Source organism: Pseudarthrobacter sulfonivorans (assembly GCF_001484605.1).
GTDB lineage: Bacteria > Actinomycetota > Actinomycetes > Actinomycetales > Micrococcaceae > Arthrobacter > Arthrobacter sulfonivorans_A.
Map to the genome: position 1 here is coordinate 2,803,482 of NZ_CP013747.1, position 13,868 is coordinate 2,817,349.

A 13,868-nucleotide genomic window follows, 5' to 3' on the forward strand; every position below is an offset into this window, starting at 1 on the left:
AGTCCGGCGCACCTGATCCGAACGCACTCTGAGTAGTGCTATCGAGAGGAACTCGACGTCTGAGCATGCTGTCTCCTCGTCTTGGTAGGTGATCAGGACTGGCGGCGCGAACCAGAATCGGAGTCTGTCAGCAGGCATTGTGTGATGGACCCTCGCTGGAGGACCCATCAGTGGGCTCTGCTTGGGCACGAACTGCCACGCCGCCCATTCGCACCAGCACAGCACCCGCTGGGGACTGCGGCGTCTTCCTCGTGCCTGACGTTACCAACAGATAAGCGGTAATGCTTAGTTTCGAGTTCGATTAGGTCGCTTTCGGAAGCTGCGCCACGTACTCGACGTCGTGATCGATGCGACCGAGCTTGCGCCCGCCCTTTGGTGGCTTCGCTTCTTCGAAGAACAGCTCATTGAGCTCAAGGAACTTTTCGTCGTCCCCTTCGAGCTCGTCGTCGAAGCGGATGGCTGAAACCGGGCAGGCGGGCTCGCAAGCACCGCAATTTATGCACTGGTCAGAGTTGATGTACATCATCCGATTGCCCTCGAAAAGACAGTCAACGGGACATACTTGGATGCAGCTTTTGTCTTTGATATCAACGCAAGCTTCGGTTACAACAAAGGTCATTTGAGGCCCTTCCGGACGTCGGTGTTCGGAGCGTAATAGGGGGTGGACGCGGAGGTTTCAATGTGTACACTGAAACCTAAGCGTTGTATTTCAAAACTACCACGCAGAACGGTTACGTGACCAGTGCAGTTCGCTGAAACCCTTTCGCTAAAACCCTGAGGAGACCCGATGACGGTTAACGCCATCCAGACCCGCCGAGTAGACCCGTACAGCCCCCCGACCGAACACCTCGAGTTGCAAAGCGACGAGCCCGTCGCCTTCCTCGACTGGCGCGACGGACGCAAGGCCTGGGCGATCACAAAGCACGCCGATGTCCGCACGATGCTGAGCGACGTACGCTTCAGCTCTGACCGGTCGAACCCCGATCACCCGGCGCATGGCGGCTACGTTCCCGGTGCACATAAGGGGGCGATCATTGCAATCGATCCGCCCGAGCATTCCGCAATCCGCTCGCGCGTCATGAACGAGTTCACGGTGAAAAAGATCTCGCTTATGCGCCCGCGCATCGAGGAGATTGTCAGCGAAGCCCTCGATGCGATGCTCGATGGGAAGTCCGAGGCGGAACTGGTGGAGGAGTTGTCCCTTCCGGTCCCCGCGATGGCGATTGCCGAGTTGCTCGGAGTGCCTTATGAGGACCACGACTTCTTCCAGCACAACACCTCTCTTTTCTCCGATGCACACATCGACCCCAAGCAGCGGGGCGAAGCTATCGCGAAGCTCCGCGACTACATCAGCGAACTCGTCGACGCACGAGTGAATGAGCGTGGAAACGACATCATCAGTCGTCAACTCGATGCCGGCGCGGACGCCGAGGAGGCTGTTGGTCTCGGCTTCCTGTTGCTCATCGCGGGTCACGAGACGACAGCGAATATGATCACCTTGAGCATCATGACCCTGCTCGACAAGCCGGATCTGCTTCAGCAGTTGCGCGAAGACCCTTCGCTAATACCTGGCGCTGTCGAGGAGTTGCTGCGTTATTTCACCATCGCGGAGGTCGGCGGGCTGCGACTCGCGACTACCGATCTTGAAATCGGCGGCAAACAGATCCACGCGGGCGATGCCGTATTCGGGCTTGCGAACACCGCGAACCGCGATCCCGAGGTGTTCCCTGACCCGCATACGATTGACTTCAAACGCGGTGCCCGCAATCACATGGCCTTCGGTTTTGGCCCGCACCAGTGTCTGGGACAGAATCTCGCTCGGCTTGAGCTTGTGGTGGTGCTCGAACAGGTCATTCAACGCATACCCACCCTCCGGCTCCTCGACCCGCTCTCCGCGATTGCTTTCAAGGAATGGGGGCCGAACTACGGCATCAACGAGCTTCGGGTGGCATGGTGAGCGCGCAAATAGTTGCGAAACGCGAAACGTGCATTGGTGCGGGCCAATGCGTATTCGCCGACCCGGACGCCTTCGACCAGGACGACAACGGCTTGGTGGTCGTGCTGCAGGCCGATCCTGCGTCGCCGGACGCGCTCGCGCGTGCGAAGGAAGCGGTGAACGTGTGTCCGAGCCGATCGATTACCCTCCTCGCCTGAACAGAGTCGAGGACTCTGACTGACAGGGCCGGGCAGGAGACCTTCATCCAGGAACACAGCCGTGCCCACCGCTGTTCAGCTTGCGCCGAGACCGCCGCCCATACGTTCACTGAGGACTGCTGCAGAATGCTTAACGATGTCTGACAGCTCTGATTCAACAGCAGAGTCAAACCGAGACTCAGGGATCATTAGACCGGACGTTCCAACTACTTCCCGTCCCGGGCCAAACACTGGTGCTGCAAGCGCAATTGCACCCGTAACCCGCTCACCGAGAGAGACCGCGTAGCCCTGGTTTCGGATGGCCTCGATGCGTTTCGAAAGGACCTCGGGATCGATGATCGTGTTCGCCGTGACCTTCGTCAGGTTGCCATGCAGGATTTCGTGGCGTGTCTCCTCGGGGAGGAACGCAAGTATAGAAAGCCCGCTGGCTCCACTGTGCAACGGGAGCCATTTTTGCAGCGGGATCATGTATCGAAGGGGGTGAGGAGAATCGATCGTGTGGGCGAACATCATTTCGTGCCGTTGATCATTGTAGATCCCAAGAAAGGAGGACTCGCCGCTACGGTCTGTCATCTCCTGGAGCAGGTCGTTCGCCATGTCCCGCAGCGGAAACCGTGTCATTAGCTTCCACGAGAGCCGCAGGAATTCAAGCCCAAGCTGGTAGCCGCCTTCTTGAGTCCGGCGAACCATGCCAAGTTTCTCCAGGTCCGCAAGGAGCCTATGGGCAGTGCTAGGGCTGACGCCCAGCTGCGTTCCTAATTCGCGGACGCCGTAGGACTGCTCGCCAGTTTCCACCATGAGGGTTAGGATTTCGAAACCTCTTGCCAGCGGATCCCTCTGCCGATCGGTCCCGGAATTTTCCTGCTGCTTCTTTGGTGTGGTTGCCACCTTCGTGTTTCTCCTCCAAGAATTGCAGGCTGGGATAGTCACCCGTAAGCCTTTAGGGGTCATGCTAGCGCACCACAAAACCGAACGCATTTTCTGTTGAATGATTCATCGCCGACCGAAAAGCGGGTCCCAGACGCCGGTTGCTCAGCGTCCATCACGCTGCCAGAAGAAGCCCCGTCCGCAACGTGCAGCGGCATAGCGTCACCGCAAACGTCGCAGACGTGGCCGGCACGATCCGCGACATGGAACTCCCAGGCCGCGACGATGCAGATGGGCACTACATTCCGGACTCAGGCGCGCCTGGGGGAGTACCTCTCAGCCCGGGACGCGGACCCCAGCATCATCTTCCGCCAGCACCTGCATGCGTTCGGCGGCGAGATCGAAGAGTAACCGCTGGCTTCGGCTGCTCCTAAGGACGCCCGTCGGTTTCAACGACCGGCTGTCGCCTTTTGCCCAGCGAGAACTTGGGCGTCGCGGCGACGAGGAGGGCAGCCACGGCCACCGCGGCACTCAGGATCAGGCCCGGTCGGTACTGTTCCAGCATCGCGGCCGCATCGACGGCGGCACCTGGGTCGGGCGCGTTGCCGTGACCGCTCACCATTGCCGTGGTGACCGCCAGCACCAGGGCGGCGCCGACTTGGGTGCTGGTCTGGATCAGGCCTGCGGCCAGGCCTTGCTCGGCATCCCGGATGCCAGCAGTGGCCTGGACGTTGATGGACGGGAAGGCCAGGGCGAAACCGACGCCCAGCAGCAGGACGGACGGCAGAATGTCAGTCACGTAATTGGGCGAGGTGCCCACGCGAAGGAACAGCACGTATCCGAGGGTCAACGACGCCAGTCCCGTCAGGATCAGCCGCGGGGCGCCGAATCTCTCGATGAGCCGGTCCGCGAAGGGTGCGCTCGAGGCAACCAGCAGGCCGGTCGGGAGCAGCGCCAGGGCCATGCCAAGGGGGCTCCATCCCAGCACGGACTGCAGGTAGAGCGTCAGGATGAACTGGAAACTCAGGTATGAACCGAACAGCCCCACGGCACTGAGGTTGGCCCGGGCAACCCAGCCTTCCTTGAGGATGCTGAACCGGATCAGGGGGTGTTTGACGCGGTTTTCGATCACGGCGAACGCTGCCAGCACCGCGGTGGAGGCCACGAATCCGGCGATAGTTGCCACAGATCCCCAGCCGCTCCCCGGCGCCGCTACCAGCGTGTACACCAGCCCCAGCATGCCGCCCGCGAGCGTGATGGCGCCCCAGACGTCATGCCCGCTCTCTTGCTCCCCGTCTGCGGCCTTGCCTGCGGCTCCGTCCCGGGGGATGTACCTCAGGCCGAGGATCACAACGGCGACTGCCACCGGAACGGAGACCAGGAAGGTCCAGCGCCAGCTCAGGGAGGTCATGAGGCCACCTACAACCAGGCCGAGGGAGAATCCGCTGGCGCCGAACGTGGTGAAGATGGACAAGGCACGGTTGCGTTCGCGCCCTTCAGCGAAGTTGGTGGTGATGATCGAGAAGGCAGCGGGAGCCGTGAATGCGGCGGCCAGGCCCTTGACGAACCGGGTGGCGATCAGCAGGGCGGGGTCATCCACCAGCCCGCCGAGCAGGGATGCTGCGGCGAAAACGCTGAGCGCAATCAGGAAGATGCGCCGCCGGCCGAGCAGGTCCGCCATGCGACCGCCCAGCAGGAGCAGGCTTCCGTAGCCGAGCACGTAGGCGGAGACGATCCACTGGAGGGATTCGGTTCCGAGATGAAGTTCGTTGCCGATCGAGGGCAGGGCCACACCGACCATTGATACGTCCAGTGCGTCGAGTGCCAGGACGGTGCACAGGACCAGGAGGAGCATCCATTGTGCACGGGTCCAGCGCACAGCTGTAAGCCGGCCTCCGGCTGATCTTTCAAGGGTGGAAGTTGAAGTCATGGCAACAACTTATATGACACGTCATTGAATGACAAGGAATATTATGACGTGGACTTTTAATTCGTCATGAACTAGAATCGCTGCATGGCAAAACCGCAGGACCGCCAGTTGGTTGAGCAATGGCGCAGCATCCAGACCACGTACTTCCACACGGCGGGGGCGCTGGAGCGTGCGCTGGAGTCGAAGTTCAGCATCGGCCTGACGGAGTTTGAAATCCTGGACCTCGTGGCCGAAAGCGCCGACGCGGCATGCCGCATGAAGCAACTCGGTGAGCGCACGCCCATGACCCAGAGCGCCATGTCCAAGGTGGTGGACCGGCTCGACAAAGCCGGACTGATTTCCCGCCAGTCCTGCGAAGATGACCGGCGCTCACTGTTCCTGGAACTCACCGACGCTGGCCGCGCGCTCCACAAGCAAGCCGCCATCGAACACCGCGCCCTGCTCAGGGAAAACCTGGGCAAAGACTAACCACCTTTCCGTAGGGAACGGGCCAAGGTTGTCGCGGCCGTCGAGTCAAGTGACGGGGACGACGCGTCCGGTCCGAGGTCGGTAGCTGGCGGTACCCTTCGCAGCCTGGTCGCAACCTTTGAAGTTCTAGCATGGGGGCCAGGACGAAGACGTCTGTTTTCCAGAGGAGTGACCATGACTGTTTATGTACAGCCCGGCCAATCAGGATCCAAGGTCCAGTTCAAGGACCGCTATGAGAACTGGATCGGCGGAGAATGGGTGGCTCCAACGACCGGCCAATACATCGAGAACGTTTCCCCGGTGAACGGAAAGCAATTCACCGAGGTGGCACGCGGCGCCGCCGCGGACGTTGAGCTCGCACTCGATGCCGCGCACAAGGCCGCACCGGCGTGGGGCAAGGCTTCGGCCACAGAGCGCGCCGCCGTGCTGAACAAGATCGCCGACCGGATCGACGCGAACCTTGAGATGCTCGCCGTCGCCGAATCGTGGGACAACGGCAAGCCCATCCGCGAAACGTTGAATGCGGACATTCCGCTCGCTGCGGACCACTTCCGCTACTTTGCCTCCGCCATCCGCGCCCAGGAAGGCCGGCTGTCCCAGCTCGACGACGACACCACGGCCTACCACTTCCACGAACCCCTCGGCGTCGTGGGCCAGATTATTCCGTGGAATTTCCCCATCCTGATGGCCGTCTGGAAGATGGCTCCTGCCCTGGCGGCCGGCAACGCGGTGGTGCTCAAGCCCGCTTCCAACACCCCGGCCTCCATCCTGGTCCTGGCGGAACTCATTGCGGACCTGCTGCCTGCGGGCCTGCTGAATATCGTCAACGGCTTCGGGGCGGAAGTGGGTAAGCCGCTGGCCTCCAGCCCGCGGATCCGCAAGATCGCGTTCACCGGCGAGACCTCCACCGGGCGCTTGATCAGCCAGTACGCCAGCCAGAACCTGATCCCGGTCACCCTGGAACTCGGCGGCAAGAGCCCGAACATCTTCTTCAACGATGTTGCCGAATCCAACGACGCGTTCTATGACAAGGCGCTGGAGGGCTTCACCCTTTACGCCTTCAACCAGGGCGAAGTCTGCAGCAGCCCCTCCCGTGCCCTCGTCCAGGACGGTATCTACGATTCCTTCATGGCTGATGCCGTGGCCAGGACAGAACAGATCATCCAGGGCAACCCGCTGGACACCAACACCCAGATCGGCGCCCAGGCATCCGTGGGCCAGATGGAGAAGATTCTCTCCTACATCGACATCGGACTCGAAGAGGGCGCCACAATTCTGTCCGGCGGTGCACGGACGGAGCTCGATGGGGACCTGGCCGGCGGCTATTACGTCCAGCCGACCATTTTTGAGGGTCAGAACAGCATGCGGATTTTCCAGGAGGAGATATTCGGCCCGGTGGTCTCCGTTGCACGCTTCGGCGACTACAAGGACGCAGTCAGCATCGCCAACGACACCCTGTACGGCCTTGGCGCCGGCGTCTGGTCCCGCAACGGCAACGTGGCCTACCGTGCCGGCCGCGAGATCCAGGCCGGCCGGGTGTGGGTGAACAACTACCACGCCTACCCTGCCGGGGCTGCGTTCGGCGGCTACAAGTCCTCGGGCATCGGCCGTGAAAACCACTCCATGATGTTGGACCACTACCAGCAGACTAAGAACCTCCTGGTCAGCCACTCAGAGAACAAGCTCGGCTTCTTCTAGCCCGGGCAGATAGCACAGCTAGCGTTCAACAAACTGGTACCACGAAGGGGCTTTTACATGACGAGAATGCTGATTATCGGACCTCCCGGTTCCGGAAAAGGAACGCAGGCCGAACGGATTTCGGAGCGCCTCGGTGTCGCCGCGGTCTCCACCGGCGACATCTTCCGCGCCAACGTGAAGGGCGAAACTCCTCTTGGCATCGAGGCCAAGAAGTACATGGACGCCGGGGACTTCGTTCCGGACAGCGTCACCAACAAGATGGTCCGCGACCGCCTCAGCGAGTCCGACGTCGAAAACGGCTTCCTCCTGGACGGCTACCCGCGCACCACGGCGCAGGTGGGCTACCTTGACGGGATCCTCGCGAACAGCGAAGAAAAGCTCGACGTCGTCCTGCAGCTCACGGCCGACGACGAGGAACTCGTCTCGCGCCTGTTGGGCCGTGCCAAGGAAACCGGCCGGAGCGACGACAACGAAGCCGTGATCCGCCACCGCCTTGACCTGTACCACGAGCAGACCGAGGCCGTTGTGGCCAAGTATGCCGAACGCGGCATCCTGACCCAGGTTGACGGCATCGGCGGCATCGGCGAGGTCACGGACAGAGTGATGAGCACGCTCGGAGATCTTCTTAAGGTCTCCGCCGTAACCGGACGGTAGTACTCAACCGCCCGCACCGCTGATGAGTAGCGGTGATCGAGCCTGTCGGAAACCACCACCGGAATCCGACAGGCTCGACCTGGCTGTCCGGGCGAACGCACGGCTCGTTGGACGGCGGCACTGGCCAATTCCTGGGTGCGGCTATGCGGGGGCCAGAGCCCGCACCGAGTTTCGTTCCACGGTGGGACAGTGGATTTTTGTGGGGTCAGCGGCCGGTGCTTCTTCAAGGCCCAGGAGCATCCGCACTCCGGCTGCGCCCAGTTCGTAGTGGGGGAGAGCCACGGTGGAAAGCGGGGGCCGGACGTGGGCGGCGATGACTTCCTGGTTATCGAATCCCACCACTGCTATGTCCTCGGGGATGGAGAGCCCGTGCTCGCGTAGCCCGTCGTATAGCCCCATCGCCATTCGGTCGTTATAGCAGTACACGGCAGTGGCTTCGCGCTTGAGGAGTTCCTCGGTCGCTCCGTACCCGCCTTCCTGGTCTGGGTAGGCTTCCAAGACCAGGCCCGCGTCGAACGGGATGCCTTCCGCTTCCAGCGCTTCCCTGTAGCCCTGGAGTCGTCCGTCCTTAGCCGGGGCCGGGATGGTGGCGTTGATGAAGGCGATCCGGCGGTGGCCGTGTTTCAGCAGGATCTCCGTGGCTGAACGGCCGCCCTGTATTTCATCCGGGACCACGGCCCGGGAGCCTGGTTCCGTGGAAAAGCAGTTGACGAGGACGAAGTCCGACTCCTTAAGGGAGGCCGGGATGTCGGTGGGCCGGTGGAACCAGGTGGAGTAGAGGATTCCGCGCACCTTGTATTCGAGCATCATGGCAATCGCGTCCGTCTCCAGCTCGCGGTTGCCTTCGGTGTTGGCGATGAGAAGTGCGTAGCCGTGCTTCCAGGCTTCATCCTGGGCGCCGTGGATGATCTGGCCGGCAAAAGGGGTGGTGGCAATGGCATCGGCTACGAGCCCGATGAACCGCGAACTCCCGCTGACCAGGGTTTGCGCCATGGCATTCGGCCGATAGCCCAGGTCCCGGATGGCGTCCCGCACGCGCTGGCGGGTTTCGTCGGATATCCGGGCAGTCTTTTTCTTGTTCACTACCAGGGAGACGGTGGCAGTCGAAACGCCCGCGGCCTCGGCTACCTGCCGGAGCGTGACGGGTTGAGGGCGCCCGGGACGTTCGAGGGGTGCAGCCGCACCCAGTGGTGTGACAGAACTATTCTCCTGCGAATTCATGAGCCCTCCTTGAGGAGTATATCCGGCTGTTCCTGCTGTCATCCCTTGCTCCCACCGCTCTCCAGGCCTTGGATCATGGCTTTGTTCAGCACGAGGAAGACCAGCAGCAGGGGCGTGATGGTGATGCAGACGGCGGCAAACGTGGCCGTCCAGTCCGTCTTTCCCATGGCGCCGATGTAGTTCTGCAGGCCCAGTGGAATGGTCTTCAGTTCTTCGGAAAGGACGAAGGTGTTGGCGAAGATGAAATCGTTCCAGATGAAGATGCTGTTGACCAGGACGACCGTCACGACGGTATTTACCGAAAGGGGCAGCGTGATGAGTCCGAAGATCCGGTATGGACCTGCTCCGTCAAGGGACGCGGCCTCGTACGTTTCCCGGGGGATGTATTCAAAGAACGACGAGAAAAGGTAGATCGACATCGGAAGGGCGAAGCCGGCCAGGGGAATGATCATCGACGGGTAGGTGTCGAGCAGGTTGATGGTTGAGTAGTCGATGAAGAGCGGCACGAGAGCGATCTGGACGGGCACGATGATGCCGACCAGGAAAAGGCTGCGGACGAACTTGCTGAACCGGAACCCGAGGACCTGCAACGCATAGGCTGCCATCATTCCCAGCAGCACAATCAGGACATTGGCTCCCATGGTGACGATGAAACTGTTCAGGATGTTCAACCAGAGGTTGCCCGTCTCGAAGGCGCGGGCGTAGTTCTCCCACGTCAGGGACTTTGGCAGCGCGAAGGGGTCGCCGGTCGCGAAGTCGTGTTCGGTGCGGAGGCTGGTGATGAAAAGCCAGGCGAGAGGGTAGACCTGCACGATGACGATGAGGGCGATAAGCACTCTTGACAGGGTGCTGTGAAGGCTGGGCGGCTTGCGGCGGCGGAGCGGCGGCAGGCTGTCTGATGGGACTGCCACAGGCCTGGTGATCGGAGCTGCCGGCGCGGTCATGCGTCCGCCTTTCGTTTGAGCAGGAAGAGGATGAGCCCTACGGCCACCAGGCACTCGACAACGATGAATACGGCGATGGTGCTGGCGTATCCGAAGTCGGTGCTCGAGAAGGCCGTCTTGTACATGTAGGTGGTCAGCAGCTCCGAGGACTGTCCGGGGCCGCCGTTGGTCATGAGGTAGGGGATGTCGAATCCGCGCAGGCCGTAGGTGGTTGCCATGATCGTGGTAGTGATCCAGACGGGCATGATGTGCGGGAAGCGGATCTTGGTGAACAGTTGCCACCGCGAGGCGCCGTCGAGGCGGGCCGCCTCCTCAAGTTCCTGCGGGACGGACAGCAGCGCCGCGTAGATGATGAGCATGTACAGGCCGGTGAACCGCCACCCTTCCGGAGCCGATACTGCGGTGAGCACGGTGTTGATGTCCGAGAGCCAGGGCCGTTCAAGGGCGCCGAGGCCGATCCAGTGCAGGAGCTGGTTGAGCAGGCCAACCGGTTCGATCGAGTAGATGCGCACGAAGAGGAACGCGATGGCCACGGTGGAGATCACCGCCGGCAGCAGGTAGAGGGTCTTGATGAGCTCGCGGCCGCGTCGCATTGAGGTGAGGAGGCTGGCCACGAGCAGGGCGCCGCCGAGCTGCAGCACCAGGCAGATGGCGAGATATCCGAGGGCGTTGAAGAAGGAGCGCCAGAAGATGTCGTCTGCGGTGAGCATCCGCACGTAGTTGGCGAGCCCTACGAACTCCATGTCGCTGATGCCGTTCCAGGAGAAGAAGCTGAGGAACATCGACTGCACGATGGGGAACAGCACGGCGACGCAGTAAAGGAGCAACGGTGGGAGCAGGAACACCAGGACAGAAAGTCGTGACCTGTTGGGGAGCATGGCTAGGCCTTTCGGGTGGGGGCCGCAGCCGCAGCCCCCACCGCTGTGATTACTTGAAGAACTTCGGGGCGTTCTGCGCGATGGTGCTGTCCATCGTGCTGGTGAACTGTTCGGGCGTGATGTTGCCCTGGACGAGGAGCACTAGCTCCTGCTGCAGCCGGCCGTTGGTTGTCGGGTCAAGCTGGGTGTCCCACGGCATGGCCTGCTTGCCCCCGAGGTCGTTGGCCTTCTCCAGGGCCTTCTTGTACAAGGGTGTGGCGTTGGCCGGCAGGGCGGTCTCCACATTGGTGGTCGGCGAGAGCGCACCGGTGGCCGCGTATTCGGCCGGGTACTTCTTCAGCGCGAACTTCAGGAAGTCGCTGACCAGCGGGTCGTAGGTCTTGGAGTTGACGGCCATTCCAATGCCCGACGGCGACACGAACTCGTTTGCCGCCGTGACGGATCCTGCAGTGGTTGGCAAGGTGAAGAAATCGATGTCCTCGCGCACTTCAGGATTCAGCTTGTCCGTTGCCAGGCTGGGCAGCTCCCAGGTGCCGATGTTGTACATCGCTGCCTGGCCGGAGGTGAACTGGTTCTGGGCGTCGGAGTAGCCCTGCGATGAGAAGCCATCCTGGAAGCACTTGGCCTTGCCGAGCGCCGCCAGCCATTCGACGGTCTTCTGGCCTGCGGGGTCAGAGAACTTCGCTTCGCCCTTCTTGAGCTTCTGGATGAAGTCCGGCCCGGCTTCACGGAACGGCTGGTAGGCGACGTACCGCTCGAGCGGCCACTGGTCCTGGCCGTCGATGGCGATGGGGGTGATGCCGGCATCGCGCAGGGCGGTGCACATGGCGGGGATGTCATCGAGGGACTTCGGGACGGCGACCCCGGCCTTCTGCAGCAGGGCTTTGTTGTACCAGACGAACTCCAGCTCGAACTGGAACGGGATCATGTTCAGGGACCCGTCGTCGAACCGTTGGTAGTCCAGCGCGCTGGGCCGGTAGTCGTCGTAGACGTCCAGGGACTTCAGCAGCTTTTCGGCGTCGACCATTTTGCCTTGTTTGGCCAGCTGTTGGGCGAAGGGCGTGGCGTCGGTGTCGAAGAGCTCGGGGAGTTTGTTGGCCGCGGCCAGCGTCTCGAGCTTTTGGATGTAGGAGGGCCGGTCGGGAGTGGTGATGAGCTTCAGTTCGAAGCCCGGGTGGTCTTTGGCGTACTCGTCCGCCAGCTTCTTCATGATGTTGATGACGGCCCCGTCGGCCGGCCGCGAAAGCAGCCACGAGATTTCACGGGCTTTGATTTCCCCGGTGGGGCTGACGTTGGAAGGGTCACTGGACCCTCCGCCGCCGCAGGCTGTCAAAGCCAGGGCGGTGACGGCTGCGACAGCGGCAGCACGGAAGAGTTTTTTCATGAGGGCAATCTCCTTTGATTGGAACGGAGGTGAGGGTGGTGTGTATTTAGTTGTCGGTGCGCTGACGTATTTGAAGTTCAGTGACGGTGACGGATCCTTCGCCGGCGAAAACGCCGATCCGCCCCGCGGGCAAGTCGTAGATCCTGGTGCTGAGGGCCACCTGCCGGTCCAGGACGGCAACGCAGATGTCGCCGTCGACGATGACTTCCAGGGTGTGTTCGCCGGGGGACAGGTCGCACGGGCGTTCCAACTCGATGTGGAACGGAATGTCGCCGGAGACATGCCATTGCGCGTCTCCGGTGCTGGTCCTTGGCCATCGGTCGAAGACGAGCCTGCCGCGCTTCGGTTCCAGGCGCAGCACGTAGGACTGGTCACCGTCTGGCCCTGAGCGCAGCAGCAGACCGCATTCCGTTGTCCCGGGGGCAATGTCCAGCACTGCCTTCGCGTAAAACTGGCTGGGCAGTTCTTCCTCCGAGACGAGGGCGGTGTAGCCGTCCGGGACGTTGAGCCGGGTGGGCAGTTCGTGAGCCAGGGACACCGGGACGTCCTCCCAGAAGCTGTCCACCAGTTCATCGGCGAAGGCGAACCCGAGCGTTCCGTCCGCATTTTGGCGGGCTTCCAGGACGGACATCGTGCCTGCCCACTGCCAGGGTCCGTCGTCGCGGTTGCCTTCCTTGCTGGCGATCCAGCCGAAAAAGAAGCGGCGTCCGTCCCGCTCCGCGGTCTTTGAGGCGTAGTAGGCGCGCCCGTCGATGCTGTCCAGGTCCGGTACCGTCCACGGGCCGTCGGGGCTCTTGGCCATGCGGTACCGGGTGGTGAACGATTCGGAGAACTCCGAGTAGACCATGTACCACCAGTCACCCCACGCGAAGACATCCGGGCATTCATGCGTGATGTAGCGGCGCGGATCCCAGAACGGTTCGGTGTGCCGCCAGTTCATCAGGTCATCGGACACGCACTGGGCAATGACGCCGCGGCGGCGTTCAGGTCCTGTGGAGTGCCGTGCCGCCAGCAGCATCCGCCACTGGCCTGCGGCCTCATCCCGGAAGACGAACGGATCCCGCCAGTCCCCGGACTCAAAGCCGTCCGGGGGGCCGAAAGTGAGCTCGGGGTGCTTCACCCAGGTCTGCATACCATCGGTGCTCGTGGCCTGCATGACCAGTTGCAGGGGAACGCCGTCCGGTCCGAGGTTCCGTGGGTTCTGTCCCGTGTAGAACAGGCGGTGGTTGCCGCTTTCATCGACGACGACGCTGCCCGTGTAAGCGTTGAAGTCCAGGTCGGTGTCGCTTCCGTGGTGGAGCGAAACACCCTGGTCCGCAAACTGCGTGAGGTCTTTGGTGGTGACCAGGTTCCACGAGGTTCCCGGCTTCGGGTCTGAGCGGACCTCGTGAAGGTAGAAGAGCCAGAACTCCCCGTCCTTCTCGAAGGGGATAAGATCGCCAACCCATCCATCGGAGGGCTGGAAGAAAACTGAGCGTTTCATCGGCACTGATGTCCATTTCTGCTAAAACGTTTGATCACCTGTAATCTAGCCCCAATCGGAATTCTGATCAAGCGTTTTAGCAAAAGTTTAGTTTATTCTTTCGCTGGTCTTAATCCGGAAGATGCGGACAGCGCGGAAGCAGCCTCATACTTCCCACGGACCCGGTTCCCGAAGCTTCGGACGACAC

At 61.8% G+C, this 13,868-nt stretch carries 13 protein-coding genes; 5 read left to right on the forward strand and 8 right to left on the reverse strand.

Annotated features, from left to right (window positions below; genetic code table 11):
* Window positions 1-301 precede the first annotated feature (301 nt).
* A complete protein-coding gene (fdxA, locus tag AU252_RS12620; RefSeq protein WP_058931024.1) occupies window positions 302-619 on the reverse strand; it encodes a ferredoxin in 318 nt (105 codons plus the stop codon).
* Window positions 620-787: 168 nt separating this feature from the next.
* Here fdxA and AU252_RS12625 point away from each other — a divergent pair, with 168 nt between their 5' ends.
* Entirely contained in the window at window positions 788-1,957 is a 1,170-nt protein-coding gene (locus tag AU252_RS12625; protein WP_058931025.1) for a cytochrome P450, read from the forward strand.
* Window positions 1,951-2,154 carry a ferredoxin gene (locus tag AU252_RS12630; protein ID WP_058931026.1) on the forward strand — a complete coding sequence of 68 codons (204 nt, stop codon included), beginning with the start codon at window positions 1,951-1,953 and terminating at the stop codon, window positions 2,152-2,154. The genes AU252_RS12625 and AU252_RS12630 overlap by 7 nt, the downstream gene beginning before the upstream one ends.
* Before the next feature lie 75 nt (window positions 2,155-2,229).
* On the opposite strand, the gene AU252_RS12635 is transcribed toward AU252_RS12630, so the two are convergent.
* Together AU252_RS12635 and AU252_RS12640 are read right to left on the reverse strand one after the other, a co-directional pair.
* Window positions 2,230-3,042, reverse strand: a complete 813-nt coding sequence (locus AU252_RS12635; protein WP_058931027.1) for an IclR family transcriptional regulator — start codon at window positions 3,040-3,042, stop codon at window positions 2,230-2,232.
* A gap of 409 nt (window positions 3,043-3,451) precedes the next feature.
* A complete protein-coding gene (locus AU252_RS12640) occupies window positions 3,452-4,951 on the reverse strand; it encodes an MFS transporter (RefSeq protein WP_058931028.1) in 1,500 nt (499 codons plus the stop codon).
* An 84-nt stretch (window positions 4,952-5,035) separates the two neighbouring features.
* Between AU252_RS12640 and AU252_RS12645 the strand changes: the two genes are divergently transcribed.
* From AU252_RS12645 to AU252_RS12655, 3 genes are all read left to right on the forward strand, one after another.
* Window positions 5,036-5,419, forward strand: coding sequence for a MarR family winged helix-turn-helix transcriptional regulator (locus AU252_RS12645; RefSeq protein ID WP_058931029.1), 384 nt, complete (start codon window positions 5,036-5,038; stop codon window positions 5,417-5,419).
* Window positions 5,420-5,593: 174 nt separating this feature from the next.
* Window positions 5,594-7,117, forward strand: a complete 1,524-nt coding sequence (exaC, locus tag AU252_RS12650; protein ID WP_058931030.1) for an acetaldehyde dehydrogenase ExaC — start codon at window positions 5,594-5,596, stop codon at window positions 7,115-7,117.
* Window positions 7,118-7,183: 66 nt separating this feature from the next.
* The gene (locus AU252_RS12655; protein WP_205630696.1) at window positions 7,184-7,771 is read left to right on the forward strand and encodes an adenylate kinase; all 588 of its coding nucleotides are present in this window, start codon (window positions 7,184-7,186) and stop codon (window positions 7,769-7,771) included.
* A 141-nt stretch (window positions 7,772-7,912) separates the two neighbouring features.
* On the opposite strand, the gene AU252_RS12660 is transcribed toward AU252_RS12655, so the two are convergent.
* Genes AU252_RS12660 through AU252_RS12680 form a run of 5 tightly spaced genes read right to left on the reverse strand, consistent with a single transcriptional unit; the run spans window position 7,913 to window position 13,681 of the window.
* A complete protein-coding gene (locus AU252_RS12660; protein WP_083510369.1) occupies window positions 7,913-8,992 on the reverse strand; it encodes a LacI family DNA-binding transcriptional regulator in 1,080 nt (359 codons plus the stop codon).
* A 38-nt stretch (window positions 8,993-9,030) separates the two neighbouring features.
* On the reverse strand, window positions 9,031-9,936 hold the full coding sequence (locus tag AU252_RS12665) for a carbohydrate ABC transporter permease (protein ID WP_058931032.1): 906 nt from the start codon (window positions 9,934-9,936) through the stop codon (window positions 9,031-9,033).
* Complete coding sequence (locus tag AU252_RS12670) at window positions 9,933-10,814, reverse strand: carbohydrate ABC transporter permease (protein ID WP_058931033.1); 882 nt, start codon at window positions 10,812-10,814, stop codon at window positions 9,933-9,935. Before AU252_RS12670 ends, AU252_RS12665 begins: the two co-directional genes overlap by 4 nt.
* A 49-nt stretch (window positions 10,815-10,863) precedes the next feature.
* Window positions 10,864-12,198, reverse strand: a complete 1,335-nt coding sequence (locus AU252_RS12675; RefSeq protein WP_058931034.1) for an ABC transporter substrate-binding protein — start codon at window positions 12,196-12,198, stop codon at window positions 10,864-10,866.
* Between the two features lie 46 nt (window positions 12,199-12,244).
* Window positions 12,245-13,681: a GH32 C-terminal domain-containing protein gene (locus AU252_RS12680; protein WP_058931035.1), complete on the reverse strand. Its 1,437-nt coding sequence runs from the start codon at window positions 13,679-13,681 to the stop codon at window positions 12,245-12,247.
* Window positions 13,682-13,868: the final 187 nt, after the last annotated feature.

Excerpts from the sequence above, each read along its gene's own strand:
- fdxA (WP_058931024.1), bottom strand. The coding sequence starts at position 619 with ATGACCTTTGTTGTAACCGAAGCTTGCGTTGATATCAAAGACAAAAGC.
- AU252_RS12680 (WP_058931035.1), bottom strand. The coding sequence starts at position 13,681 with ATGAAACGCTCAGTTTTCTTCCAGCCCTCCGATGGATGGGTTGGCGAT.
- AU252_RS12665 (WP_058931032.1), bottom strand. The coding sequence starts at position 9,936 with ATGACCGCGCCGGCAGCTCCGATCACCAGGCCTGTGGCAGTCCCATCA.
- AU252_RS12655 (WP_205630696.1), top strand. The coding sequence starts at position 7,184 with ATGCTGATTATCGGACCTCCCGGTTCCGGAAAAGGAACGCAGGCCGAA.
- exaC (WP_058931030.1), top strand. The coding sequence starts at position 5,594 with ATGACTGTTTATGTACAGCCCGGCCAATCAGGATCCAAGGTCCAGTTC.
- AU252_RS12660 (WP_083510369.1), bottom strand. The coding sequence starts at position 8,992 with ATGAATTCGCAGGAGAATAGTTCTGTCACACCACTGGGTGCGGCTGCA.
- AU252_RS12630 (WP_058931026.1), top strand. The coding sequence starts at position 1,951 with ATGGTGAGCGCGCAAATAGTTGCGAAACGCGAAACGTGCATTGGTGCG.
- AU252_RS12670 (WP_058931033.1), bottom strand. The coding sequence starts at position 10,814 with ATGCTCCCCAACAGGTCACGACTTTCTGTCCTGGTGTTCCTGCTCCCA.
- AU252_RS12640 (WP_058931028.1), bottom strand. The coding sequence starts at position 4,951 with ATGACTTCAACTTCCACCCTTGAAAGATCAGCCGGAGGCCGGCTTACA.
- AU252_RS12645 (WP_058931029.1), top strand. The coding sequence starts at position 5,036 with ATGGCAAAACCGCAGGACCGCCAGTTGGTTGAGCAATGGCGCAGCATC.
- AU252_RS12675 (WP_058931034.1), bottom strand. The coding sequence starts at position 12,198 with ATGAAAAAACTCTTCCGTGCTGCCGCTGTCGCAGCCGTCACCGCCCTG.
- AU252_RS12625 (WP_058931025.1), top strand. The coding sequence starts at position 788 with ATGACGGTTAACGCCATCCAGACCCGCCGAGTAGACCCGTACAGCCCC.